The 24,867-nt window shown below is 62.7% G+C and carries 22 protein-coding genes and 1 tRNA gene; 17 read left to right on the forward strand and 6 right to left on the reverse strand.

The genetic code is table 11. The features are described from left to right. Positions 1-107: 107 nt before the first annotated feature. On the reverse strand, positions 108-740 hold the full coding sequence (locus RCP38_RS08100) for a TetR/AcrR family transcriptional regulator (RefSeq protein ID WP_095562669.1): 633 nt from the start codon (positions 738-740) through the stop codon (positions 108-110). A gap of 128 nt (positions 741-868) precedes the next feature. Here RCP38_RS08100 and RCP38_RS08105 point away from each other — a divergent pair, with 128 nt between their 5' ends. The 10 genes from RCP38_RS08105 to RCP38_RS08150 all read left to right on the forward strand — a co-directional run bounded on the left by RCP38_RS08105 (position 869) and on the right by RCP38_RS08150 (position 13,331). Continuing rightward, positions 869-1,735, forward strand: a complete 867-nt coding sequence (locus tag RCP38_RS08105; RefSeq protein ID WP_046285465.1) for an SDR family NAD(P)-dependent oxidoreductase — start codon at positions 869-871, stop codon at positions 1,733-1,735. A gap of 1 nt (position 1,736) precedes the next feature. Next, a complete protein-coding gene (locus RCP38_RS08110; RefSeq protein WP_046285466.1) occupies positions 1,737-2,660 on the forward strand; it encodes a hypothetical protein in 924 nt (307 codons plus the stop codon). Continuing rightward, positions 2,657-4,156, forward strand: a complete 1,500-nt coding sequence (locus RCP38_RS08115; protein ID WP_046285467.1) for a flavin-containing monooxygenase — start codon at positions 2,657-2,659, stop codon at positions 4,154-4,156. Before RCP38_RS08110 ends, RCP38_RS08115 begins: the two co-directional genes overlap by 4 nt. A gap of 47 nt (positions 4,157-4,203) precedes the next feature. Continuing rightward, on the forward strand, positions 4,204-5,721 hold the full coding sequence (locus RCP38_RS08120; protein ID WP_046285468.1) for a flavin-containing monooxygenase: 1,518 nt from the start codon (positions 4,204-4,206) through the stop codon (positions 5,719-5,721). Further along, complete coding sequence (locus RCP38_RS08125) at positions 5,718-6,683, forward strand: alpha/beta hydrolase (RefSeq protein ID WP_046285469.1); 966 nt, start codon at positions 5,718-5,720, stop codon at positions 6,681-6,683. Before RCP38_RS08120 ends, RCP38_RS08125 begins: the two co-directional genes overlap by 4 nt. A 61-nt stretch (positions 6,684-6,744) precedes the next feature. Then, positions 6,745-8,280 (forward strand): flavin-containing monooxygenase, encoded by a 1,536-nt coding sequence (locus tag RCP38_RS08130; RefSeq protein ID WP_046285470.1) that lies wholly within the window; start codon positions 6,745-6,747, stop codon positions 8,278-8,280. Positions 8,281-8,395: 115 nt separating this feature from the next. Next, positions 8,396-9,853 (forward strand): cytochrome P450, encoded by a 1,458-nt coding sequence (locus RCP38_RS08135; RefSeq protein WP_047037865.1) that lies wholly within the window; start codon positions 8,396-8,398, stop codon positions 9,851-9,853. Beyond that, positions 9,850-10,503 carry a transglutaminase-like domain-containing protein gene (locus RCP38_RS08140; RefSeq protein WP_012394811.1) on the forward strand — a complete coding sequence of 218 codons (654 nt, stop codon included), beginning with the start codon at positions 9,850-9,852 and terminating at the stop codon, positions 10,501-10,503. The genes RCP38_RS08135 and RCP38_RS08140 overlap by 4 nt, the downstream gene beginning before the upstream one ends. A gap of 14 nt (positions 10,504-10,517) precedes the next feature. After that, positions 10,518-12,143 carry a fatty acid--CoA ligase gene (locus RCP38_RS08145; RefSeq protein ID WP_046286959.1) on the forward strand — a complete coding sequence of 542 codons (1,626 nt, stop codon included), beginning with the start codon at positions 10,518-10,520 and terminating at the stop codon, positions 12,141-12,143. Positions 12,144-12,209: 66 nt separating this feature from the next. Continuing rightward, complete coding sequence (locus tag RCP38_RS08150; RefSeq protein ID WP_016889182.1) at positions 12,210-13,331, forward strand: acyl-CoA dehydrogenase family protein; 1,122 nt, start codon at positions 12,210-12,212, stop codon at positions 13,329-13,331. A gap of 135 nt (positions 13,332-13,466) precedes the next feature. Here RCP38_RS08150 and RCP38_RS08155 read toward each other — a convergent pair whose 3' ends face one another. Further along, a complete protein-coding gene (locus tag RCP38_RS08155) occupies positions 13,467-13,946 on the reverse strand; it encodes a transposase (RefSeq protein ID WP_081288816.1) in 480 nt (159 codons plus the stop codon). Between the two features lie 356 nt (positions 13,947-14,302). On the opposite strand from RCP38_RS08155, the gene RCP38_RS08160 reads away from it, so the two are divergent. Continuing rightward, positions 14,303-14,839, forward strand: coding sequence for an HD domain-containing protein (locus RCP38_RS08160; protein ID WP_012394808.1), 537 nt, complete (start codon positions 14,303-14,305; stop codon positions 14,837-14,839). Positions 14,840-14,849: 10 nt separating this feature from the next. Here the strand turns inward: RCP38_RS08160 and RCP38_RS08165 are convergent, their stop codons facing one another. After that, positions 14,850-15,317: an NUDIX hydrolase gene (locus RCP38_RS08165; RefSeq protein ID WP_012394807.1), complete on the reverse strand. Its 468-nt coding sequence runs from the start codon at positions 15,315-15,317 to the stop codon at positions 14,850-14,852. A gap of 5 nt (positions 15,318-15,322) precedes the next feature. Then, the gene (locus RCP38_RS08170; protein WP_012394806.1) at positions 15,323-16,141 is read right to left on the reverse strand and encodes a hypothetical protein; all 819 of its coding nucleotides are present in this window, start codon (positions 16,139-16,141) and stop codon (positions 15,323-15,325) included. Between the two features lie 240 nt (positions 16,142-16,381). Here RCP38_RS08170 and RCP38_RS08175 point away from each other — a divergent pair, with 240 nt between their 5' ends. The 4 genes from RCP38_RS08175 (at position 16,382) to RCP38_RS08190 (ending at position 21,608) form a co-directional block, all read left to right on the forward strand. Then, the gene (locus tag RCP38_RS08175) at positions 16,382-16,726 is read left to right on the forward strand and encodes an SCO3933 family regulatory protein (RefSeq protein WP_011893911.1); all 345 of its coding nucleotides are present in this window, start codon (positions 16,382-16,384) and stop codon (positions 16,724-16,726) included. Positions 16,727-16,815: 89 nt separating this feature from the next. Continuing rightward, entirely contained in the window at positions 16,816-18,249 is a 1,434-nt protein-coding gene (locus tag RCP38_RS08180; RefSeq protein WP_046284113.1) for an FtsK/SpoIIIE domain-containing protein, read from the forward strand. Further along, positions 18,246-19,775: a replication initiator gene (locus tag RCP38_RS08185; protein ID WP_095562670.1), complete on the forward strand. Its 1,530-nt coding sequence runs from the start codon at positions 18,246-18,248 to the stop codon at positions 19,773-19,775. Before RCP38_RS08180 ends, RCP38_RS08185 begins: the two co-directional genes overlap by 4 nt. A 186-nt stretch (positions 19,776-19,961) precedes the next feature. After that, the gene (locus tag RCP38_RS08190; protein ID WP_012394803.1) at positions 19,962-21,608 is read left to right on the forward strand and encodes a recombinase family protein; all 1,647 of its coding nucleotides are present in this window, start codon (positions 19,962-19,964) and stop codon (positions 21,606-21,608) included. On the opposite strand, the gene RCP38_RS08195 is transcribed toward RCP38_RS08190, so the two are convergent. Then, a tRNA-Leu gene (locus RCP38_RS08195) sits at positions 21,590-21,675 on the reverse strand. The genes RCP38_RS08190 and RCP38_RS08195 overlap by 19 nt on opposite strands. A gap of 126 nt (positions 21,676-21,801) precedes the next feature. On the opposite strand from RCP38_RS08195, the gene RCP38_RS08200 reads away from it, so the two are divergent. Together RCP38_RS08200 and RCP38_RS08205 are read left to right on the forward strand one after the other, a co-directional pair. Beyond that, positions 21,802-23,148, forward strand: coding sequence for a M20/M25/M40 family metallo-hydrolase (locus RCP38_RS08200; protein ID WP_373692470.1), 1,347 nt, complete (start codon positions 21,802-21,804; stop codon positions 23,146-23,148). Between the two features lie 21 nt (positions 23,149-23,169). Then, on the forward strand, positions 23,170-23,700 hold the full coding sequence (locus RCP38_RS08205) for a YbhB/YbcL family Raf kinase inhibitor-like protein (protein WP_308476606.1): 531 nt from the start codon (positions 23,170-23,172) through the stop codon (positions 23,698-23,700). A gap of 98 nt (positions 23,701-23,798) precedes the next feature. Here the strand turns inward: RCP38_RS08205 and RCP38_RS08210 are convergent, their stop codons facing one another. Then, positions 23,799-24,866: a quinone-dependent dihydroorotate dehydrogenase gene (locus RCP38_RS08210; protein ID WP_308476608.1), complete on the reverse strand. Its 1,068-nt coding sequence runs from the start codon at positions 24,864-24,866 to the stop codon at positions 23,799-23,801. Position 24,867 lies beyond the last annotated feature (1 nt).

Genomic DNA, 24,867 nt, shown 5'->3' on the forward strand with positions numbered 1-24,867 from the left:
AAACGACAGCGCGCCTGTCGTCACGGATTGGATGCCCGGTGGCGGGTCAAGGCGACAGTCATACAGACAAATGCAGTCGGCCTCGAAACTCACGGAAAGGTTAAGCCTCAGCCGCTGACGACGTAGCGTTGAGCCAAGGTTTCAGCCAGTCGGCTAGTGTGCGCGACCACTTCCTTTTCGGTCACCGCAAGCAAACCGGAGTGCCAGGCCGTGATGACTTCGACGAACCCCCCCACCGCAACCAAAGTGTCCATACGAAGGGCCGTCTCGTCGGCGTCTTCTCTGAGATGTGGCCGGCTTGCCTCGACGACCAACTGCGTTGCCTCCTGCAGCGCCACAGCGCGGCGATCTTGCAGCGGTGAGCTACCTACATGCTGAGCGAGGAGGATGTGCGCCCGGCCAGGATCGCGTGCGATCCGGTCAACCACGATGGCGATCGCCGCGGTGATGGTTTCGATCGGCGGCCGATCCACACGCTCGTCGAAGAGCGCGGAAACCTCGCCGAGCATGTCATTGCGAACGCCATCCCACGCTGCGACGAGAAGATCCTCGCGCGTCTTGAAGTCCTCGTAGAAGTATCGATCGTTGAGCCCTGTCCGGGCGCAAACGCCGCGCATAGTCACTGCGGCCCAACCGCTCTCACTCCAAATCTCGGTCGCAGCCTCGATCAATTGCTGCCGTCGCTCTGCTCGACGCTCAGCACCGGTCCGACCACCCCAGACCTTGCTTCTCGACCTCACCTCACCATCTTGACAAAACGTCGGGCTCACGCCCAAACTGGTGGCATGCGACCCCAATGGTGGCTGATGCCCCCAAATGAATATCCTCCCGCACCGGAAATCAGTGTCGCGATCCAAAGGGCAAGCAGATGAGGTTCTTGCCGTTCGGTAATTCACCAGGTAGAACCCACCGCGCCCACGCAGTAGTCACAGGCGCAGGGAGCGGTATCGGCCGCGCGTTCGCCGTTGAGCTTGCTCGCAGAGGTGGACGTGTTGTGTGTGCGGACAAAGACCCCATCACTGCGAAGGAGTCGGCCGAGATGGTGAGGCAGGCCGGCGGCGAGGGTTTCGACGTCGTATGCGACGTCACCGAACTTGAGCAGGTCCGTAACCTCGCTGATGCCAGTGAAGACTGGTTCGGCAAGGCGGCGAGTCTGGTGATCAACAACGCCGGAATCGGTGCCGGCGGCAATCGCATCGGCGATACGTCGGTCGAGGACTGGAACGCTGCGATTTCTGTCAACCTTTGGGGTGTTATCTACGGTTGCGAGACTTTTGTTCCTCGCCTCCGGAGCAACGGCCGGGGCGGAGTGATCAATGTGGCGTCCGCCGCAAGTTTCGGCTCGGCGCCCCGAATGGGCGCATACAACGTGAGTAAGGCCGGCGTGCTCGCTCTGTCCGAGACATTGGCGGCCGAACTCAGCGGTACCAACGTCAACGTCACAGTGCTTTGCCCCACCTTCGTCAAGACGAACATCGCCAATAATCCTCAGATTGAGGAGTCGGCGGCGAGACTCGCGACCAACCTGATGAGGTGGACCGGCATTTCGCCGGATCAAGTGGCTCGAACCACTCTGAACGCGCACGATCGCGGACAAATCTATGTCGTGCCCCAACTGGACGCGAAAATTTTGTGGCAACTGAAAAGAGCTTTACCCGGTCCGTTTACGCGCGCGTTGGGGCTGGTGGAGCGCATGGCCTCGTGGAACGATCCAGCCGACCAGAGGGAGCAGTGAAATGGCGTTCGCATATAGCGACATGCTCGAGACGATCAAGAACAAGCAATGGGCTCTCGCCGATATCGATTGGGACGCCCCTGGTGCGGAGTTGATCACCGACGAACAGCGTCCCAAACTCAAGCAATTCATGTCCGACGTGGTGTGGATTGAGCATGTCGGAGCGCGCGCCTTTGCTGCGATGGCCCCGAAGGCGCCCTTCGAAGCGCTCGGAGACATTTACCGTTACTTTCACGCCGAGGAGCAGCGTCACGCCAACGCCGAACTTGCTCTGATGCGTCGCTGGGGCATGATCGAGGAAGGCGAAAAGCCTGTACCGAATAAGAACATCCGTCTCGTGATCGAGTGGCTAGATCGGTACGCTGAGGCCCTTCCCCTGACTGTCATCGGCGCCGCGATTCCCGCACTGGAGACCGCGCTGGACGGGGCCCTGCTGAAATTTCTCCTTGATGAGGTCGACGACCCAATTTGCGGGGAAGTATTCAATAAGGTCAACAGCGACGAATCGCGGCACCTTGCAGTAGGTTTTCAAGTCCTGAATGACCTCGGCGCCAGTCCCATGCGAATCCATGCAATCCAAACGGTCGGCGCTGTGATGGACCCCCGTATTCTCACTGGCGCGTTGCTGTATATACCGCTTCTCACGCGCATGTTGATGAATCTCAACGCGATGGGGCTATCCGAAGAGAAGCTGTACAACGCGGTGACGCGATATGGCAATGTCGGGGACCGCAGTGAGCACACGCGGAGGGTGCCTGGATATCACATCTTGAAGGCCCACATGTCCTCCTCGATCAAGCGGTCCCAACCCCTTCACTTCGTTTCCCAGCGCTTAGGCAATGCGATCGACATCTTCCCCGTGCAAGTACTCGGGCGACCGCCTTCATGGACGGATGAACTGACCTATGAACCGGTCGCTAAATGACGGACACGGTAACGACTTTGATCGTCGGCGCCGGCTTCGCGGGTATCGGTACGGCGATGAGAATGCTTCAAGCGGGCATTAACGACTTTGTCATCTTGGAGCGATCACATCGCATCGGGGGCACCTGGCGTGACAACACTTACCCCGGCGCCGCCTGCGACATTCCGTCATTGCTGTACTCCTACTCGTTCGAGCCGAACCCAGGCTGGACTCGCGCATACTCGGGGAGCGCAGAGATCCTCGCCTATATCGACGCGATTGTCGCGAAATACGATCTTGGGAGGTTCATTCATTTCGGTGCGGACGTGAGTGCACTGGAATTCGACGAGGATGCCGGAGAGTGGGTTGTCGACACGACCGGCGGCAGGCGGTATAGGGGCCGTTCAGTCGTGATGGCTAGCGGACCACTTGCTGACGCCAGTTTCCCGGATATTCGTGGCATCGAGTCGTACGAGGGGAAAAAGATTCACAGTGCTCGGTGGGACCACTCCTATGACATGAGCGGTAAGAGGGTGGCGGTTATCGGGACCGGGGCGAGCGCTGTGCAGATCGTTCCCGAATTGGTCCAGTTGGCGGCGTCGGTCAAGGTGTTTCAGAGGACGCCCGGCTGGGTCCTACCGAGGGTGAATTTCCGGCATCCGGCCTGGGCGCGTTCGACTTTCAAGCGCATGCCGGCAACCGAACAGGCCCTACGAGGTGCGTGGTTCTGGGCGCATGAGGTCATGGCCGTGGGCATGGTTTGGGATACCGCTGCCACATCTGTCATCCAAGCGGCCGCGAAGGCGAATCTGCGTCGGCAGGTGAAGGATACCTGGTTGAGACGTCAGCTAACACCGCAGTTCAGACCTGGGTGCAAACGCATGCTTATGACTAACGACTATTACCCTGCTCTCCAGGCCGATAACTGCAAACTCGTCAGCTGGCCGATCGCCACACTGGCTCCGAACGGAATTCGAACCGCCGACGGCATCGAGCATGAGGTGGACTGCATAGTATTCGCGACAGGCTTCGATGTGTGTAAACGCGGTACGCCATTTCCGATCCGAGGGCGCGACGGACGAAAACTCGAAGACGCGTGGTCTGAGGGGAGATTTGCCTACAAGAGCGTGAGTGTGGCCGGCTATCCGAATTTGTTCTTCACTTTCGGGCCTAATTCCGGTCCTGGCCACAACTCTGCCCTTCTATATATGGAGGCAGCAATCGATTACATCGTAAAAGCGATCGAGCTCTTGCGCGACGAAGGTAACGGAGTCCATACCCTGGATGTGAAAGAGGGTAGCCAAAACGCGTACCACTCCAATATTCAGCGGCGGTTACGACGCACGACATGGAACTCGGGTTGCAGCAGCTGGTATTTAACGGAGGACGGCTATAACGGCACGATGTATCCGGGCTTTGCGACTCAGTTCACCAGGGAACTGTCCCGTCTGGATATGCGGGATTACGACATCACTCGGCGTGACGATGCTGACCTGAAGTTGACACAAACACGCTGAACTGCAGCAGCGGATAGGGTAAACATCAAAGCGCACGTGAGGAAGTAATGGGTTCTGAGTCTGGGCAGCACTACAAAATTGTAATAGTCGGAGCCGGGTTTTCTGGGATTGGTACAGCCATCAGCCTGTTGAAGGCCGGATTTGCGGACTTTCTTATAGTCGATGACGCCGATGGCGTCGGCGGCACATGGCACTGGAATACGTATCCGGGAATAGCGGTCGATATTCCGTCCTATAGTTACCAGTTCTCTTATGAGATGCGAACATCCTGGTCACGTACTTACGCTCACGGGGATGAGTTGAAGGCTTATGCAGAGCGGTGTGTAGAAAAATACGGACTCCAAAATTACATCCGGTTCAACACGACTGTGGACGAAGCCTGTTTCGACGAAGGCGCCGCACTATGGCGGCTGAGCTGCTCCTCTGGTCAGAATCTGACCGCGCGTTTTGTGATAAATTGCTCTGGCGTTCTCAGTCGGCCGAAGTGGCCTGATATTCCAGGAGTGCGCGACTTCGCCGGCGTGACGCTGCATACGGCCAGATGGGACCACACGAAAGATCTCACCGGTAAGCGGGTGGCGGTGATCGGGACTGGGGCATCTGCGGTGCAGCTGATTCCCGAAATCGCGAAGATCGCATCAAGTCTGACGGTCTTCCAGCGAACGCCGATTTACTGCTTGCCGAAGCCGGATTTCTCCATACCGAGCTGGGCCGCGACAGTGATGCGGTTGGTGCCAGGGGCACAACTGATGACGCGCACTGCGAGTCAGGCGTTCGTCGAGTTCACATTTCCAATCGCAGCTCATTTTCACTCGTTGATCCCTGTGTCGGACCTCATGGAAGAGGCGGCGAAACGCTATATGCGTCGGGCGGTCGACGATCCGGTGACTCGAGACCAACTCATTCCTCGCTATTCGTTGGGTTGTAAGCGACCGAGTTTCCACAATTCCTATCTCGCAACGTACAACCGTCGCAATGTTTCGCTCGAGACCAGCGGCATCACCCATGTCGACCATGCCTCGGTTCACACGGAAGATGGCAAGAGTTATCCGATCGATGTCATGGTCTTGGCCACCGGGTTCAAAGTGATGGAGTCGGGCAATATGCCGACTTATGTGCTGAAGGGACGCGGTGGAGTGGAGCAGTCTGCCTGGTGGGATGAGCACCGCCTCCAAGCCTTCGAGGGTGTGAGCGTCCCAGGGTTCCCGAATCACTTCAATATCTTCGGTCCCTATGGTTACAACGGCTCCTCCTACTTCACACTCATCGAGGCGCAAAGTCGGCATATCGTCCGCTGTCTTCGTCGTGCGCGCACGCTGAAGGCTGATTACGTAGAGGTCAGACAGCAGGCGAACGACCGCTACTTCGCTGACATGGTTAACCGCCGACATCGACAGGTTTTCTGGCAGCCGAGCTGTTCCAATGCCAACAGTTACTATTTCGACAAACACGGCGATGTTCCGTTGCGTCCGTCAACGACCCTGGAGACTTACTGGCGTAGCCGCACCTTCCGGCTCTCCGATTACCGATTTGAACGTCGCGCAGAATCCGTGGGCGCACGGTGACCGACACTGATGCGACGGACCGGCGCCCCAGTCTTGCAAGTCATTTCGTGGCAATGACTTCGCGAAACACACTGCGTCCGCTGTCGCAACTCATCCCGTCGAACGCCCACGGCCTCGCGGTGATGGATCGCGTACTCCGGATGGCGCTTGTGGGATCGCGGCCCCGCCGAAGCGTGGCGGTTCGCACAATAGATACCGAGTTCGCCGGGAATCAGATACGCGGGGATTGGATCACTTCTCCTGCAGTCGATCCACACGCGGTTCCGTTGCTCTACATTCATGGCGGCGCCTACTCCATGTGCTCACCGGCTACCCACCGCGGCCTGCTCGGTGAACTTGCCTCCGCGAGCGGTCGGCCCATCTTTGCGGTGAGGTATCGGCTAGCTCCACGCTATCCCTTTCCCGCTGCCGCCGACGATGCACTGAACGCATACCGCTGGCTCGTCACAGGGCAGCCTTCGGCTTCCGGCGAACGCGGTGTTGCGGTGGCCGGGGACTCGGCGGGCGGCCAGCTCACGATGGCCACCGCCCTTGGCGCACGTAGTGACGGACTTCCGCTGCCGGATTCGATGCTTCTCATGTCTCCGGTCCTGGATCTGACATGTGAACTCGCGAGGGCACGCGAACTTCGCCGCCGTGATCCTTTCGCCTCTGCTCGGTCCGCGGCCCGCGCTCTTGACCTGTACGTGGCTGGTGCAGATCACCGCAATGAGCGAATCAGCGTGCTCGACGCAGACCTCAGGTCCATGCCACCGATCCTGATTCAGGTAGGCGGAAGAGAAATGTTGATCGATGACTCGAGGCATCTTGCCGACCGCCTCCGATCGGCCGGATCAAGCGTTGAGATACAGGTGTACCGGGGACAGATCCACGTGTTCCAAGCCATGTTCCGAATCCTGCCCGAGGCTCGTGAGGCGATCCACCGCGCTGGAAACTTCCTGAAAGCTTCGGCCCACCGGTGAAAGTGTTGGGACCGTGGATGCTCCACTGCCACCGCGCCATCAACTGCTTCTTAGCTGTCTCATGACAGGCGGCTTTGCGAGGGATCCTCGAGGACACGATCCGTCGATAGTGATCATCGGGGCCGGCGTCGCGGGTATCGCCATGGCCCATCAGCTGAAGAGGGACGGATTCACCAACTTCACCATGGTGGAAAAGGCTGCAGACATCGGCGGCGTCTGGCGCGACAACACCTATCCAGGAGCGGCTTGCGACGTGCCGTCAGCGTTGTACTCACTCTCGGACAAGCCCAACACTCGTTGGTCGAGACGTTATGCAGAACAGCCCGAGATACTCCAATATCTTCGCCGACTCGTCCTGGCCGACGGAATGGACCTGCAGCTGCGCACGCGGACCGAAGTCGTCGAGATGACCTTCGATGAACAGGCCGGCCGTTGGCGTTTGGTGACCGAATCCAGCGAGACGATCTGGTGCGATGTCGTGATTTCGGCCGTGGGGCAGCTCTCGCGACCTCATACGCCGAATATTGCCGGCGAAGACACCTTCGAGGGGCCGCGTTTTCATTCGGCGCGTTGGGACCATTCGGTATCGCTGCGCGGCAAGGAAGTAGCCGTCATCGGGACAGGCGCAAGCGCGATACAGTTTGTGCCATGGATCGCACACGAGGCACAGCGCGTAACGCTGTATCAGCGCACGGCGCCTTGGATTTTGCCGAAGTGGGACAGCAGGTACGGACGTCTTCACCAACAGCTGATTAAGGTTCTGCCGCTGTGGCCGCGTCTTGAGCGTTTCGCGGTATGGCTGATTTTTGAAGTGCTCGCAGTGACGTTGGTCGACGCGAAGCCCTTGTCACGCATTCTCGGCGCGGTCGCCCGCTACCACCTCCATCGGCAGGTTGCCGATCCAATGCTGCGCCGGCAACTCACGCCATCAGATGCGCCGGGGTGCAAGCGGGTGTTGTTCTCGAATGATTACTACCCCGCGATTGCCAACGGTGAAGTCTCGTTGGTGACCAACGCGGTTGCGAAGCTTTGCGACAAGGGAGTCGTGACCGACGATGGCGTACTCCACCACGCGGACGTCGTCATTTACGGAACAGGTTTCCGCGCTACCGACTTCCTCGCCCCGATGCGTGTTCGCGGCTGGGGCGGAGTGACTCTGGACGAGGTGTGGGGGACGCAGGCGCACGCATACCTGGGCATTACAGTCCCGATGTTCCCGAATCTCTTTCTCCTCTATGGCCCGAACACGAACGTCGGTTCCGGGTCGATCATTTACATGATCGAGTCTCAGGTCCGCTATGTCGGTGCCCTCATCAAGATTTTGGCGAGTGCCCCAGGGCGTACGGTCGACGTCAGGCCAGACATCGAGCAAAGCTACAACACACGATTGGGCCGGCGGCTGCGAAGGTCGGTGTGGGCGCTTTGCGCGAGCTGGTACACGACCTCGAGTGGCGCGATCCCGACGAACTGGCCTGGGCCTACATTTGCCTACCGGATCCTCACCCGCAAACCACGCAATCACGATTATCTATTCAGGCACGTTGAACGCCTTCAGTTAGACGGCCCGAGTGAGAACGGCGCGAGGCTGCGCAGATGATCCGGGTCGCAGGCGGTGTCTAACATTTCACTGTTCATTGTTCGAATATTGACATTCAGCACATCTATGTAAACTGTTACCAGATACCCGTGCAGCAGAGCGCCCAGGAGGCATCGTGGCTAATCAGCTTCTCGCACTCACGCGTCACCCCAAGGAGCGGTTGACGTCTGTCCTGTTGGCGCCCGCCCCCCGCGTCGTCGATGACAAATGGCGACAGTGGAGTCGGGACTGGAGAGTCCGGGAACTTGCGCTGGCCCCCGCCGGATCTGGGCTGAGAGCCGTCCTAGGGGACGCTGGACTCCCGTTGCTGGGGCACACTGTCGACTACATCCGATTTGGTTCAGAATTCAGTCGGGAGCGTTACGAACGTTTGGGCTCGGTGTCGTGGATGGGCGCATTCGGTACCAAAATGGTGGTCATCGCCGGTCCAGACGCAACGCGTGAGGCGTTCACAAGCGAAGCCAAGGCCTTTTCTCAGGATGGCTGGTCCTTCTTGATCGATGCTTTCTTCCATCGCGGGTTGATGCTCATGAGCTTCGACGAACATTTGATGCACCGGCGCATCATGCAGGAGGCGTTCACGCGTCCTCGCCTGACCGGATATGTCGGGCAGGTGGCCCCGTGCGTTCGCGCAGCCGTGCCCGCGTGGCCGACCGGTCCGTCGGTCCGGATCTACCCGTTGTTGAAGAATCTCACCCTCGATATTGCCACGGATGTCTTCATGGGTGGCCGCGGCAAGGACGAGAGCGCTGCTGTCAACGAGGCGTTCATTTCCACTGTTCGCGCGGCGAGTTCCTTTGTGCGAGTTCCACTCCCGGGCACCAGGTTCCGCGCCGGCGTGCATGGGCGGCGCGTGTTGGAGGACTACTTCTCCCGACACCTGCCGGCCGCGCGTGCAGGCGAGACCGACGATCTATTCGCCGCCCTATGCCAGGCGACCACGGAAGACGGTGAACGATTCTCCGACGAGGATGTGATCAACCACATGATCTTTCTCATGATGGCCGCCCATGATACCTCCACGATCACCACCACTGCTGTGACCTACTTCCTCGCTAAACATCCTGAGTGGCAGGAGAAGGCAGCGGCGGAGGCGCGGTCCTTCGGTGACGATTCGCCAGATATCGACGAACTGGAGCAGATGACGGTCCTCGATCTGATCCTCAAAGAAGCTCTGCGTCTGCTGGCGCCCGTTCCGCTGGTGATGCGCAAGACCGTCCGCGATGTCGCCATCGACGGCTATCACATCCCCCGTGAAACCTTGTGCGCAATCACACCCGCCGTAAATCACTTCGACCGCAGAATATGGAGCGACCCGGACCGTTTCGATCCGTCGCGCTTCGATGAGCCCCGGCGCGAGGACCAACAGCACCGATTCGCCTGGGTGCCGTTCGGCGGGGGGGCGCACAAATGCATTGGGATGCAGTTCGGCACACTCGAGGTGAAGGCAATCCTGCACCAGATGTTGCGTACCTACACTTGGACGGTCCCAAACGACTATCACGTGCGTTGGGACAACACCTCGCTGCCCATTCCCGTGGACGGACTGCCTGTGACGTTGCGGCACCGATGAGCGGTGAGAACTCGCCTTACCTGGAGCCCACGGAGTTCCTCGATTGGCAACATGAATCGGTACGCGACTTCGTTGCATCGGCGACCCGCGGCGCGGTCGACGACACCACGAAGGCCATAGCCATCTTCACTGCGGTCCGCGACTCGATTTGGTATGACCCCTACACCGTGACCGATGACCCGCATGCGTATCGCGCCAGCACCATCGCAACTGCAGACCGCGCTTACTGCGTCCCGAAGGCGGTGCTCTTGACGGCGGCCTGCCGAGCAGCAGGCATCCCAGCGCGGCTGGGGTTCGCCGATGTCCGAAACCACCTTCAGACCGAGACATTGCGTGAGCGGATGGGCGGTACCGACGTATTCGTCTACCACGGATACAGCCTCATGCATCTCTGCGGTGTCTGGGTCAAGGCAACTCCGGCGTTCAATCGCGAGCTATGCGCACGGTTCGGCGTCCCGCCAATTGATTTCGACGGGCGCACAGACGCCCTGCTGCACGGGTTCGCCGGTGACGGCACACAACACATGGAATATCTGAGGGATCGAGGCGCCTTCGACGATCTACCGCTGGCAGAGATCCTGCAAGCGCTCAGAACCCACTACGGGACGCTCATAGGCGATGCGAGTCGCCATCCAGACCTGTTCGCCTGAAGGGCCGATGCGAAATGCACAGCACGATGCAAGACGTCCAGCTCACAATCTCGGCAATTGTCCGCCATGCCGCCTCCATTCACGGAAACAGCGAGGTGATCACCCCCGACGGAACTGGATGCCGAAGTATGTCCTACCGTAGCGTCCTGGGGCGAGCGGGCCGACTTGCCAATGCGTTGCGCGGGCTGGGAATAACGGCAGATCAACGGGTGGCCACTTTTCAGTGGAGTAACCAAGAGCATCTCGAGGCCTACTGCGCGGTTCCCTCCATGGGCGCGGTGCTGCACACCCTCAACATTCGTTTGGCTCCAGAGCAACTCGCGTACATCGCCAACCATGCCAGCGATCAGATCATCCTGGTGGATGCGTCGGTTGCGCCATTGTTGGCTAGTGCGCTACCAGCGATGGAGTCGGTGCATACGGTCATCGCCACCGGGGGCGGCGACCTCGCTCCGCTGCAGCGATGCGGGAAGACGGTGTTGCGTTACGAGGAGATCCTGGCGCAGCAACCGGAGACTTTCGATTGGCCCGAGATCGATGAGCGTTCCGCCGCGGCCATGTGCTACACCAGCGGGACTACTGGAAATCCCAAAGGTGTTGTCTACAGCCACCGTTCGACCTACCTACATGCACTGACCGCCTGCACGTCGAACGCCCTGGCAGTGAGCGAGGCCGACCGTATCCTGGCCATTGTCCCGATGTTTCACGCCAATGCGTGGGGACTGATCTACGCGGCGTTGATGTCTGGTGCGGACTTGGTATTACCCGATCGCCATCTGCAGGCCGCGCCGCTGGTGTCGATCATCGAAGAGACTCAGCCGACTATCGCCGGTGCAGTGCCGACGATCTGGAACGATGTCGATCGATACCTGGAATCGAATCCCGCCCGGGATATCTCCTCACTTCGGCTGGTTGCCTGCGGGGGATCGGCAGTCCCCGTCTCGCTGATGCGGGCATTCGAAGACAAGTACAACGTGCCTATCGTGCAGGCATGGGGCATGACCGAAACCTCGCCGCTGGCTACCGTCGCACGCGCAGCGCACGGAGTAGGCGAGACCCGTGCGTGGGAGATGCGCGAAAGCCAGGGTCGGCCGATGTGCGGTGTCGAGATCCGGTTGCGTGACGACCATAAGAAGACCGTGCCGTGGGACGGTCGATCAGTGGGTGAAATACAGGCGCGGGGCCCGTGGATCACCGGCGCCTACTTCGGCGAAAATGATCCGGACAAGTTCGACGGAGGGTGGCTGCGCACCGGCGACGTCGGCCGGATCGACCCAGACGGGTATCTCACGCTGACCGATCGTGCGAAGGACGTCATCAAGTCAGGTGGAGAATGGATCTCCTCAGTCGAGCTGGAAAACACGCTGATTGGTCACCCGGCGATCTACGAGGCTGCGGTGGTGGCAGTTCCCGACGACAAATGGCAGGAAAGACCGCTCGCCCTGGTCGTGGTTCACCGTGGAGCCGAGGTCGACATCGACCGACTGCGCGCGTTTCTGTTGGACAAGGTCGCCAAGTGGTGGATCCCGGAGCGGTGGAGCTTCGTGTCTGAGATTCCCCGAACAAGCGTCGGAAAATACGACAAGAAGGCCATACGCGCGCGTCACTCCGCCGGCGAGTATCAGATCGAAACGTCCTAAGAAATCAAACCCATTGATATTGAACAGCCGAGAGGGAATCCTGTGACAGCATCAATTTCTCCCTGGATGAGCGCCGAATTGCTCGAGCTTCGTGACCTTGCCGCGAAGTTCTTCTCGACCGAATTGGCACCACATGCGCAACGTTTCGCAGACCAGCACCAAGTTGACCGAGAATTGTGGCACAAAGCCGGCGAACTAGGCCTGCTCTGCATGTCCATACCCGAAGAATACGGCGGGGGAGGCGGCACATTCGCGCACGAAGCCGTCGTACTCGAAGAGCAAGCCCGAGTCGGGGACAGCTCATGGGGCGCAGGGCTGCACAGCGGAATCGTCGCGCACTACATCCTCCAGTATGCGGCCGAAGAACTACGGAGGCAGTGGCTGCCCAAGATGGCCTCAGGCGAAATGATCGGTGCTATCGCCATGACGGAGCCAGGGACCGGTTCTGATCTGCAGAGTGTCAAGACCAAAGCAATTCTTGACGGTGACGAGTACGTGATCACCGGCGCAAAGACCTTCATCACCAACGGTCAGCAAGCCGACCTGATCATCGTCGTCGCCAAGACAGATCCAAGTCAGGGCGCCGCCGGCATCTCGCTGATCGTCGCCGAAGCCGATCGACCCGGATTCCGGCGCGGCAAGGTCCTCGACAAAATCGGCCAACGCGGACAAGACACCTCCGAGTTGTTCTTCGACGACGTAAGAGTTCCCCGCTCGCACCTCCTGGGCGAGACCGAGGGTCAGGGTTTCATTCAGCTGATGACGCAGCTACCTCAAGAGCGGCTCATCGTCGCGGTTGGGGCGGTCGCGGCGATGGAACTTGCCGTGGAGCAGACACTCAAATACACCCGTGAGCGGGAAGCGTTCGGACGGCCCGTCTTCGGCTTCCAGAACACGAAATTCATCTTGGCCGAAGCTGCAACCGAAACGCGCATCGCACGAGTATTTTTGGACTACTGCATCGACCTACACCTCGCGGGCCAACTCGACGTCCAGACCGTCGCCATGGCGAAATGGTGGACCACTGAGCGAGCGATGAAGGTGCTCGATGACTGTTTGCAGCTCCACGGCGGATATGGGTACATGACCGAGTATCCCATCTCGAGATTGTGGGTGGACCAGCGCGTGCAGAAAATCTACGCCGGCACAAATGAGGTGATGAAGGAAATCATCTCGCGTTCCCTATGACCCTGAACGATTTGCCACCTGCACATTACTCACCTGTGAGGGTGATGGCATCGACAGTGGTGCCGTATCGCCACGAAATGGGTGGACATTGCGGATCGGGTGCCCTTCGGGAGTTGATACCAGATGCTCCTATCTTCAGGCAATGAGTTCTTCAGGCAATGAGTTCGTTGGTTCTTCTGCTGGGTTGGCGGAGGGCGTGGTAGATCTCGCGGGCGATGTACGCTTGATGCAGCGCATGATCTCGTTCTTGGTTTTGCCTTCGGCCAGGCGGTGAACGAAGTAGTCGCGGGTGGGCTGGTGACGGTGCATGCGCACCACCAGGATGACGTGCAGGGCACGGTTGGCGTCGCGATTGCCTCCCCAATTGAGCCGGTGGCGGATCGTTTTGCCGCTGGAGGCTTCCAGTGGGCTGACCCCGCAGAGTTTGGCGAAAGCGGCGTCGCTGCCGATCCGAGCGGGGTTGTCGCCGAGGGCGGTCAGCAGGGTGGCAGCGGTGTCGGGCCCGACGCTGTAGCTCGGGTGCGGCGGTGGCGGTGATGGTGTCGACGTGGCGTTCGAGTCGGGCGGCTGCGGTGTCGAGCTGGTGGCAACGTGCCGCCATCGACTTGATAGCAGTAAAGAAAGTTCTCACATCGCAGGCCAGCGGCGGTCAGGCGGGCGTTGGTCGCGCCTGCTGCCCGCGCCGTCTCGATGCGGCGAGGAGCGAGGACAGTCCTGGCTTGTCGTGGTGCCAGGATGCCGTGGCCGTTGAGATGTACAGCGCTCGTCGTCGTGTGCAAGCTTGTGTGGCGGCGGACGGAGGGCGAAGCGTAGCGAGCGGCGCGGACGGGAGCGCCAGCGGACGGGAGCAGAGGGAGCGTAGCGAAGCCCGCAGGTAGCCGCCGGTTCCTCGCGGGCTATGGCGGCCCGGGCTCCGCTGAGCATCAGTTGCGGGTCTGCGCCATGGCGATGGGACTCGTAGGATGGCGGTTGTGAGCGGGATGCTGGCGCAGCGTGCACGGCGAGAGGCCGAGACGCGACTGGTGGGGCAGCTGCGGCGGTTGGCGCATGTGCGGGGTGTCGCGACGACTGCCGAGCGGCTGAGTCGGCGGTTCGATGCCCAGACAGCGGACTCTTTGGTGGCAGCGGCGTGGCTGCACGATATCGGCTACGCACCGTCGTTGCGCCGGACCGGGTTTCATCCGCTCGATGGCGCAGAGTTTGCCCGGGCGGCGGGTTTTCGGGAGCTGGTCGCCTCCCTGGTGGCGTTCCATACTGGGGCGCACGCGGAAGCTGCCGAGCGCGGCTTGTCAGGTTTAGCGGCGTTCAGCGATCCGCCCAGCGATGTTCTGGATGTGTTGACCTTTTGCGATCTGACGACCGGGCCGGACGGGGCGCCGGTATCACCGCGAGATCGATTGATCGAGGTGTTGGGCCGCTATGGACCCGAGGACCCGGTGCACCGCGCGGTCGACGCGGGGCGCGACGAACTGTTGGCGGCGGTCCGACGGGTACGCGATTGGCTGTAAACCCAGCCGGTTAGCCGAGGTAGGGGCTGTCGCGGTGTTGCAGGTAGTGCTCGATGCGCAGTCGCATCGACGGGTGCATGTCCAGATTGGGGATGTCGTCGGGATCGGTCCAGGCGATGTCGGTGCTTTCGTGATCGATGGCCAGGGTACCGCCGAGCACCTTGGTGGTGAAGGACAGAGAGAACTGTTGGCGGACTTCGCCATCGGTGAACGCGACGACATGCTGCGGGTTGGTGTAGACACCGACAAGGCCGGTGACTTCAATGTCGAGCCCGGTTTCCTCTTTGACTTCCCGGACGGCGGTGTCGGCAATCGTTTCGCCGATGTCGTGTCCGCCGCCGGGTAGCGCCCACAGGGTGTTGTCGCGGCGTTTGATCAGCAGGATACGACCCTGTTCGTCGGTGACGATGGCCGAGGCTGACGGAACGACGCTGTTGGGCAGCGGGGCGTTGGGGTCGTTGTAGTAGTCGGTTCGCATAGGGTTCAGCCTTTCGCGCTGAGCGGTCTGGCGCGATCCCAGACCTGGGTGAAAGCGTCTTCGAGGGTGGCCCAGAGCCGTGGTTCGTGGTGGCGCGACAGCACAAGCACGGGGTTGTTGCGCCCGGGTGAGCCGTAGATGTGGAAGTTGACGATCATGGCGTCGTCGACCCGGAAGATCGACGTGTAGAGCGTGGTGTCGTGGGTGCGGATATCCAGCCCCGGGGTATCGGCATGCGGGGCGAGCAACTCCACGGACGTGCGGCAGCGGGCGATGACGGCCTCGCCGATGCCTTCCTCCTTGCCGCGCAGGATCGTGGTGGCAGTGTCAGGATCCCCGACGAGAAACCGCACCGCCACACCGCGGGCGGCGGCGTCGAGCAGAATGTCGAGGAAGCCGTCGAGGGTGTCAAACAGGAACGTGGCCGCCAGGACGAGGATGTCGATGCCGGTGGTGGCGTCGCCGAAATGCTGCTGCCACGTCGTGATCGGCAGCTGGGTGCGGCTGGCATACAGCGTCGCGGTGAACGGACCACCCAGCGACGTCGTCGCCAGCGCGCTCGCGGTAGGGGCAGGATACTGGTTGGGCCACAGGTTGTGCGGTGTGCAGCCAAGCAGCTTAGCGGCGCGGCGGGCGTTGTCCTCGCGGACGTTGTAGTCGATGTTGGCCAGCCAGCGGCGCACCGTCTTGATATCCACGCCCACCGCAGTGGCGAACCTCTGTGGGGAGAGTCCCTTGGCGTGCAGCCGTTGGGTGAGGCGATCGTTGGGGATCGTGGCGGCCTCGGCGTCGCCGTCCTGATCGCCCGTCGTCTCAGCGCACATCTTTCCGTGTCATCCCTGTCCATCCTCAGCGCGTGGTTCCTAGTTTGCCATGCGACTGCCGCCGCCCCGCGGCGGTGATGCCCGTCCGATGCCCACGGGCATGTCCCTGTCGTGTCCGAAATGTCTGCGGCAGTGTCGGCAATGCCTGCCAACGTCCCTCGCTACGTCCGCGATGTCCACGTGAACTGAGCCCAGCGCCGCAACGGGGCGCAAACAGATCACGAAAGGAACAGCGGGACAATGCGTTTAAGAATCGACACATCAGGCACACGGTTCATCGTCACCCGAGCGGCCGAGCCGCGGCTGAACTTCGAGACCGGCAGCCCAAAAGTGGACACCGCCACCGGCGTGCCACTGTATGCCGCGCAGCTGTTGGCGTTGGATGACACCGGTGGTGAAGTGCTCAACGTCACCGTCGCCGGGGATCCGAAAGTGACAGTCACCCAACCTGTTTCAGTCGCGGGTCTGGTTGCTATCCCTTGGGCTCAAGGTGATCGCAGCGGCGTGGCGTTCCGTGCCGACGCCATCACCCCCACCAACCCCGCGGCTGCGCCGAGCGATCAAGCGTCCCGCGCGCAGAAATAACCCCATTTGCTGGGGCGCGGCGCTCGTGGGTGTCGCGCCCCAGCACGTGAGCTGCTATCGACCATTCACTCACCAGAGGGACGCTTGTCATGGCATCAAACTACAAAAACAGCAAGAACTCTCAATCCAACGACGACGACTGGATCACCGACCTCATCCTCTCACTGTTCAAAGCGGCCGGGTATCTGCTGTGGTGGGCGGTCCTGTTCCCGGCCATCAGCATCCCGATCATCGCCAGCGTGGCGATGGCCATTACCCATGGCTCACGCGCGGGTCTGATCATCGGTATTGCTTTCGCTGCCGCGTATGCGGGCTGGGCGTGGCTGGACCCGCGATCGTTTCACGGATGGGTCACCGAGCCGGTGCGGCGGCGCTGGTTGACCTGGTCGCGCTACACCCGCACCTGGCAATCGGTGTGCACCCTGCACGGCCTGACCGCCACACTTGGCGAACGCACCTTGGTGCCGACCTTGCAGTCGGTGCGCATCGGCAAGACGACCGACGTCCTGGCGCTGCGAGTGGTCACCGGCCACTCCCTGGCTGATTGGCACAAGCAATCCGAGGCGCTAGCCGCCGCCTGGCGTGCCGACCGGATCGCCATCCGCGCGACCGCGCCCGGAGAGCTACGCATCACCCTGATGCGCGGCGACGTGCTGGCCGACCCGATTGCCCTGCCCATGCCCACGACGGCGACTGCGGTGGATGTGGGGTCGCTGCGGGTCGGGATCACCGAAACCCGCCACTGGTGGCACCTACCTCTGCTTGGCCACCACCTGCTCGTGGCTGGCGCGACCGGCGCGGGGAAAGGTTCAGTGTTGTGGTCACTGATCGCTGGCCTCGCCCCCGCCGTGAAAACCGGACAAGTGCGGCTCTGCGTCATCGACCCGAAAGGCGGCATGGAACTGGGCGCCGGAGCACCCATGTTCACGGTGTTCACCCACGACGCCACTGGCACCACCCTGTACCTGCTGCGGCAACTAGTGGAGGTGATGCACGCCCGCGCCAATCGGTTACGGGGCAAGACGCGCATGCACACCCCGACTCCGACTGAGCCGTTATTCGTGGTGGTGATCGATGAGATCGCCGCGCTGACTGCGTATGTGACCGACCGCAAGGTGCGCAGCGAAATTGAACAGCTGTTGGGCCTGCTGCTCTCCCAAGGCCGGGCCGTCGGCATTTCGGTGGTGGCAGCGGTGCAAGATCCGGCCAAAGACACCCTGCCGATGCGGCAGCTGTTTACCGTGCGAATCGGGTTGCGGTTGACCGAAGCCACCCAAACCACCATGGTTTTGGGCCAGGGCGCCCGCGACGCGGGGGCCGACTGCGATCACATCCCCGACACCACTCCCGGTGTGGGCTACATGATGATCGATGGCACGGCCCAACCGGTGCGGGTACGGGCATTTCACGTCGCCGACCACGACATCGCCACTCTGGCAGCACGATTCCGGCCACCTCGTGCCGCGACCCGAACCAACCAGTCCAACAGCGGGCGCACCGACACCGCCCGGGGTCAACGGTGACTACTGCAACGACAGCCCCCACGCTGGTGTTGCCCGGGGTTCCCGGCTCGATCGACACCAATGCGGTGGTGGATCAGATGGTGCGCCGCGCGTCCTCGACGGGGTTCGAATCGTGGTGGCGGCGCGCGGAATCTGTTGGCTTCTGCGCCCACCCCATCCAACTCAGAGGTACCGACGAGATAGGCCGCGATCGGGTGGTGTGGACACGGTGCAACAACCGCCGCGCACAGGTATGCCCATCGTGCTCAGACCTGTACGCCCGCGACACGTGGCAGCTCGTGCACGCTGGCACCGCCGGCGGCCACCACAACATCCCCGCAGCAGTGGCCGATCGTCCGCAGGTGTTCGTCACCCTCACCGCACCTAGCTACGGGCCTGTTCACGCCGCCGCGCGTGCAGGCGACAAGAAGCAGCGTGTGTGTCGCGACCACCACCACACTGGCGGCTACCGCCGATGCCCGCATGGGAAACCACTGTGGTGCAGCACAACCCACGGCGAAGGTGATATCTATGCGGGACAGCCGATCTGCGCGGACTGCTACGACTACACCGGGCATGTCCTGTTCACATGGCACCTGCCCGAACTGTGGCGACGCTTCACCATCACCCTGCGACGCACACTGCGCCGAGAGCTACGTGCTTCGGGCGCCGACCCGGATGCGGTGCAGGTCAGCTTCATCAAAGTCGTCGAACTGCAAGCCCGGCTCATCCCGCACATTCATGCCCTGATCCGCCTCGACCCGCCCGACAGCGATGACTCTGGCGGTCATGACTGGCATGCGCCCCTTGCGGCAACCGAACTGGCCACCATCATCCAACAGGCCGTTCGAACCGTGGCCGTGACGGTCACCGACTCATCCTCAAATACAGCGACACGCTCATCCTCAAATACAGCGACACGGGTGATCAGGTTCGGCACACAAGTCGACACCCAACCCATCGACAACCGGCACGCCGGCACGGACGGCTCTGCTGTGCAGGAGGATTCACCACACGGCGGGGTTCTTCCAGGCCGCCGCGTAGCTCGCTACCTCGCGAAATACGTCACCAAATCCTTAGCTGACGTCGGGATCAGCGCGCGACGCATCTCCACCGAGGCCATCGCTGACCTCGATGTCTGCGACCACGTTCGGGCGATCCTGACCGCCATCAGCCAACTCGCCGATAAGGGACTGGCCGGTGTCGGTCGGTGGCTGCACACCCTGGGCTACCGGGGCCACATCACCAGCAAATCCCGCCGCTATTCCACCACGATGACCGCGCTGCGCGAACGTCGCGCGGCCTGGACCCGTGAACAACGTTTAAAAAGCACTGCGCACCAACATGATCTCGGCCTCGACTCCACCGATGGCGATGATCTGGTGGCATGGGAATTCGATCGTGCCGGCCCCACCAGCCTCGGCGACCGGACCCTCATCTACTCCGCGGCCGTCCAACACATCCACACCCGCCGCATCGGACTGATCGAAGTCCGTGGCCAAGCCCGCAATCAACAATGGGATCCGCCAGGGGGAAGCGATGGCTGACAGGTCCCGAGCAGCACGTGCTCGCTCCGGGTGTGACGCTCGTCCCGATGCGCCGACGGTGTCAGAGGGGGGTGTTGAAATTGTTGTGCCCAACCAATATCGACTTCCGTCCGAGGCCAACCGCGCGCTGGTACACGTGATAATGGCTGTGCGGGACCGGATGCTTGGATCAGGGAGGGGAGTGGCGTGAGCCTGAGGTTCGCCTTCTATGGCCGAGTGAGCACGGAGGACGCTCAAGACCCGGAGGCGAGCCGCAGCTGGCAGAAGCGGCGTGCCATGGACCTGATCACTCCGCACGGCGGATTCATCGCCGCCGACTACTTCGATGTGGGACAGAGCCGTTCACTGCCGTGGAAGCGCAGGCCAGAGGCGTCACGTCTGCTTGCTGATGTCGCTTGTCGGGACCGTAGCTTTGATGCCGTAGTGATTGGGGAACCCGCCCGTGCGTTCTACGGGCCGCAGTTCGCGCTCACCTTCCCTGTCCTCACGCACTACGGAGTTGGCCTGTGGGTACCCGAGGTCGGCGGAGCGGTCGATCCCGGCTCCGAGGCACACGACCTGGTGATGACTCTGTTCGGCGGCATGAGCAAGGGAGAGCGCGCTCGAATCCAGATGCGCGTCCGTACGGCGATGTCAGCACTCGCGCACGACACCGCCAGATATCTCGGTGGTCGACCACCCTACGGTTACCGGCTCGTCGATGCCGGCCCGCATCCAAACCCTGCCAAGGCCAATCTTGGGCAGCGGCTTCACCGCCTCGAACCCGACCCCGCGACATCTTCGGTCGTCGAGCGGATCTACCGCATGTACGCCGACGGAGCGGGCCTGCGCTATATCGCGCAACGGCTCACCGACGATGGTGTACCGTCACCGAGCCAGTACGACCCGGCACGGAATCGGCATCGTGACCCACGAGGATGGTCCCATTCGGCGATCCGCGCGATACTCGACAACCCGGCGTACCGCGGTATCCGTGTTTGGGGCAAGCAGGAGAAATACGAGGTTCTGGTCAACCCCGATGATGTCGCTGCGGGGTATGAGACTCGTATGCGGTGGCGTGATGAGGCCGACTGGATCGCACCAGAACGCCGCACGCATGAAGCGCTGATCCGTGACGAACTAGCGCAGGCTGTTCGTCTTCGGATGCAGGCGCGGCGGGGTCCCGGTCTTGTTTGCAGCAGAGAGTCAACAGTGCCATATGCACTGCGTGGGCTGCTGTTCTGTGCCGCATGTGGACGGCGGATGCAGGGCGCTGCCCGCGCCGGGAAGCGAACAACACGCATCCTCTACCGTTGTGAGCTCGGTAAGTCGCGTTCGGTACCCGCGGACCTGAGTGATCACCCGCGCACCGTCTACCTCCGTGAAGATGAGGTGACTGCGCGACTTGACGAATGGATCGCCACCCTGGCCGATCCGGCCGACTTGGCACGCGGGCAAGACGCGGACCCGGTAGCAGGGGCTGGCTACGCGGCCTTGCGGCGCCAGCTCAGCGAGGCGAATGCGAAGGTTGCTGCTCTGGTTACCGCCGTGGAGTCTGGTGTGGCCGTTGAGGATTTGACTGTTGCATTGCGCCGCCGCACCGCCGAGCGCGACGAGCTGAAGGTCCGTCTTGAGCAAGCGGAGCGACCTCGCGTCATGACTGCCGCACAAATCAGCGAGTTGGTTGAGGAATTGGGCGGGCTGTCAGCAGTGCTTGGTGAGGCAACCGGGGCGGAACGCGCTCAGGTATACGCAAGCCTGGGCCTGCGCCTCGACTACGACCCGCATCTTCAGCGAGTCACGGCGACTGCCGACTTAAGTCGTGTCGCCGGACGTGTCCGAGGGGGGACTTGAACCCCCACGCCCGTTAATAGGGCACTAGCACCTCAAGCTAGCGCGTCTGCCATTCCGCCACTCGGACCAACCCGGCGCGCGGCCGGGCAGCTAAGGCTAACGGATGCCCGCCGCCGGACCCAAACCCAGCCCCGCCACGCCCATCCGACCGGGCCCGGAACGGCCGCGTGCGGAAGTGGTAGTAAAGGTAACTGTGACCGATGTCCCCGATCCTGCCGCCGACGCAGTGGCCGAGGTGGTCGAACTCGTCAGCGCCCTCATCCGGTTCGACACCTCCAACACCGGCGAACCGGCCACCACCAAAGGCGAGGCCGAGTGCGCCCGCTGGGTGGCCGCCCAGCTCGAGGAAGTCGGCTATGAGACCGAATACCTTGAATCCGGCGCGCCGGGGCGCGGAAACGTCTTCGCCCGCCTGGCGGGCAGTGACCCGTCCCGCGGCGCACTGCTCATCCACGGCCACCTCGACGTGGTGCCCGCCGAGGCGAACGACTGGAGCGTGCACCCGTTCTCCGGTGCTGTCGCGGACGGCTACGTCTGGGGGCGCGGCGCGGTCGACATGAAGGACATGGTCGGGATGATGATCGCCGAGGCGCGGCACCTGGCCCGGGCCGGCATCACCCCGCCCAGGGATCTGGTCTTCGCATTCCTCGCCGACGAAGAGGCCGGCGGCACCTACGGCGCGCAGTGGCTGGTGAAGAACCGGCCCGACCTGTTCGCCGGGGTCACCGAGGCGATCGGGGAGGTCGGCGGCTTCTCATTCACGGTGCCGCGGCCCGACGGCGGCGAGCGCCGGCTTTACCTGATCGAAACCGCCGAAAAGGGGCTGTGCTGGATGCGGTTGCGGGCCCACGGCCGCGCCGGGCACGGGTCGATGATCAACGACGACAACGCCGTGACGATCCTGGCCGAGGCGGTGGCCCGACTCGGCCGGCACAGGTTCCCCGTGGTGCTCACCGAAGCCGTCGAGCAGTTCCTGATCGCCGTCGGCGAGGAGACCGGGCTCGCCATCGATGTCGACTCCCCGGACCTGGAGGGGATGATCGAGAAGCTGGGGCCGATCTCCCGGATCGTCAACGCCACGCTGCGCGACACCGCGACCCCGACCATGCTGCAGGCCGGCTACAAGGCCAACGTGATCCCGGCGACGGCCGAGGCTGTGCTGGACTGCCGGGTGCTGCCCGGGCGTCAGGCCGCGTTCGAGGCCGAGGTCGACGCCCTGATCGGCCCGGACGTGACCCGGGAATGGGTCACCCATCAGCCCCCGGTGGAGACCACGTTCGACGGGGATCTGGTCGAGGCGATGAACGCCGCGCTGCTGGCCTGCGACCCCGAGGCCCGCACCGTGCCCTACATGCTGTCCGGCGGAACGGACGCAAAAGCGTTCGCCAAGTTGGGGATTCGTTGTTTCGGTTTCGCCCCGCTGCGGTTGCCCCCCGACCTCGACTTCGCCGCACTGTTCCACGGCGTCGACGAGCGGGTGCCGGTTGACGCGCTGGAGTTCGGTACCCGCGTGCTGCACCACTTCCTGACACACTGTTGATCTGAAACGAGAGGACCACACATGACCGCTGCTCCCGATCCCTACGCCGCGCTGCCCAAGCTGCCCACGTTCACGCTCACCTCGACGTCGCTCACCGACGGCGGGACGCTGGCCAACCCGCAGGTCAGTGGAATCATGGGCGCCGGGGGACAGGACGCCAGCCCGCAACTGAGCTGGTCGGGCTTCCCCGAGGAGACCCGCAGCTTCGCGGTCACCGTCTACGACCCCGACGCGCCCACCGCCTCGGGCTTCTGGCACTGGGCGGTGGCCAACCTGCCGGCCACCTGCACCGAACTGCCCGAGGGCGTCGGCGACGGCAGCCTGCTGCCCGGTGACGCGCTGAGCCTGGTCAACGACGCCGGGATGCGCCGGTACGTCGGTGCCGCCCCGCCGGCGGGTCACGGTGCCCACCGCTACTACGTCGCGGTGCACGCCGTCGACGTCGAGAAGCTGGAGCTGGCCGAGGACGCCAGCCCCGCCTTCCTGGGCTTCAACCTGTTCATGCACGCGATCGCCCGCGCGGTGATCGTCGGCACCTACGAGCAGAACTAGCGCCAACACCCCCGCGTTTTTCCTTCAGCGAGCGTGCGTGCTTGTACGGTTGCGACCGGCGTGTCGCGTACAGACACGCACGCTCGCGGTCAAGGGGGCTAGGACGCGGCGGAGCCGACCGCCTCGGCAAGCGACGCGAACCCGCCGTCGCGCAGTCGCTGCGCCAGGCCGGCGTGGATATCGCGTGCCCACAGGCCGCCGCCGTAGATGAACCCGGTGTAGCCCTGCAACAGCGACGCGCCGGCGGTGATGCGCTCCCAGGCGTCGTCGGCGGTCTCGATGCCACCGACACTGATCAGCACCAGCCGGTCACCGACCCGGGCGTAGAGCCGCCGCAGCACCTCCAGCGACCGGCGGGCCACCGGCGGGCCGGAGATACCGCCGGCACCCAGGTCGGCCACTCCCGGGGTGGCCAACCCGTCGCGCGAGATCGTGGTGTTGGTCGCCACGATGCCGGCCAGGCCCAGTTCCACGCACAGATCGGCGATGGCGTCGACGTCGGTGTCGGCTAGATCCGGGGCGATCTTCACCAGCACCGGCTTATCGGTCTCGCCGCGCACCGCGGCCAGGATCGGCCGCAGCGTCTCCACGGCCTGCAGGTCGCGCAGCCCCGGAGTGTTCGGGGAGCTGACGTTGACCACCAGGTAGTCGGCCAGCGGCGCCAACAACCGCGCGCTGGTGCGGTAGTCCTCCACCGCGCCCTCGGGCGGGGTGACCTTGGTCTTGCCGATGTTGACCCCGATCGGCACCTCGGCGCGCTGCCGCGTCAACCGGGTCGCCAGCGCGGCCGCCCCGTGGTTGTTGAACCCCATCCGGTTGAGCAGTGCCCGGTCGTCGGGCAGCCGGAACAGTCGCGGTGCGGGGTTTCCCGGTTGCGCGGCAGCCGTCACGGTGCCCACCTCGGCGTAGCCGAAACCCAGAGCGCCCCAAGCGTTCAGCCCGTGGCCGTCCTTGTCGAACCCGGCGGCCAGGCCGAGCGGTCCGGGAAAATCCACCCCGAACACGGTGGTGGCCAGGATCGGGTCGTGCGGCGCCAGTCGTCGCCCCAACATCCGGCGGCCCGCGGAGGTGGCGGTGGCGCCGCGGAATCCCGCGAACACGACCTTGTGGATGCGTTCGGCAGGCACCAGGAAGAACGCCCGGCGCAGCCCGTCGTAGAAGCCCATC

It is taken from the genome of Mycolicibacter sp. MU0083, assembly GCF_963378075.1.
Taxonomy (GTDB): Bacteria; Actinomycetota; Actinomycetes; order Mycobacteriales; family Mycobacteriaceae; genus Mycobacterium; species Mycobacterium kokjensenii.

Bases quoted from the DNA above. Each gene is read 5' to 3' on its own strand.
- RCP38_RS08105 (WP_046285465.1), top strand. From the start codon at position 869: ATGAGGTTCTTGCCGTTCGGTAATTCACCAGGTAGAACCCACCGCGCC.
- RCP38_RS08175 (WP_011893911.1), top strand. From the start codon at position 16,382: ATGCGTTTAAGAATCGACACATCAGGCACACGGTTCATCGTCACCCGA.
- RCP38_RS08150 (WP_016889182.1), top strand. From the start codon at position 12,210: ATGAGCGCCGAATTGCTCGAGCTTCGTGACCTTGCCGCGAAGTTCTTC.
- RCP38_RS08140 (WP_012394811.1), top strand. From the start codon at position 9,850: ATGAGCGGTGAGAACTCGCCTTACCTGGAGCCCACGGAGTTCCTCGAT.
- RCP38_RS08205 (WP_308476606.1), top strand. From the start codon at position 23,170: ATGACCGCTGCTCCCGATCCCTACGCCGCGCTGCCCAAGCTGCCCACG.
- RCP38_RS08165 (WP_012394807.1), bottom strand. From the start codon at position 15,317: ATGCGAACCGACTACTACAACGACCCCAACGCCCCGCTGCCCAACAGC.
- RCP38_RS08130 (WP_046285470.1), top strand. From the start codon at position 6,745: ATGACAGGCGGCTTTGCGAGGGATCCTCGAGGACACGATCCGTCGATA.
- RCP38_RS08210 (WP_308476608.1), bottom strand. From the start codon at position 24,866: ATGGGCTTCTACGACGGGCTGCGCCGGGCGTTCTTCCTGGTGCCTGCC.
- RCP38_RS08145 (WP_046286959.1), top strand. From the start codon at position 10,518: ATGCACAGCACGATGCAAGACGTCCAGCTCACAATCTCGGCAATTGTC.
- RCP38_RS08115 (WP_046285467.1), top strand. From the start codon at position 2,657: ATGACGGACACGGTAACGACTTTGATCGTCGGCGCCGGCTTCGCGGGT.
- RCP38_RS08110 (WP_046285466.1), top strand. From the start codon at position 1,737: ATGGCGTTCGCATATAGCGACATGCTCGAGACGATCAAGAACAAGCAA.
- RCP38_RS08120 (WP_046285468.1), top strand. From the start codon at position 4,204: ATGGGTTCTGAGTCTGGGCAGCACTACAAAATTGTAATAGTCGGAGCC.
- RCP38_RS08180 (WP_046284113.1), top strand. From the start codon at position 16,816: ATGGCATCAAACTACAAAAACAGCAAGAACTCTCAATCCAACGACGAC.
- RCP38_RS08170 (WP_012394806.1), bottom strand. From the start codon at position 16,141: ATGTGCGCTGAGACGACGGGCGATCAGGACGGCGACGCCGAGGCCGCC.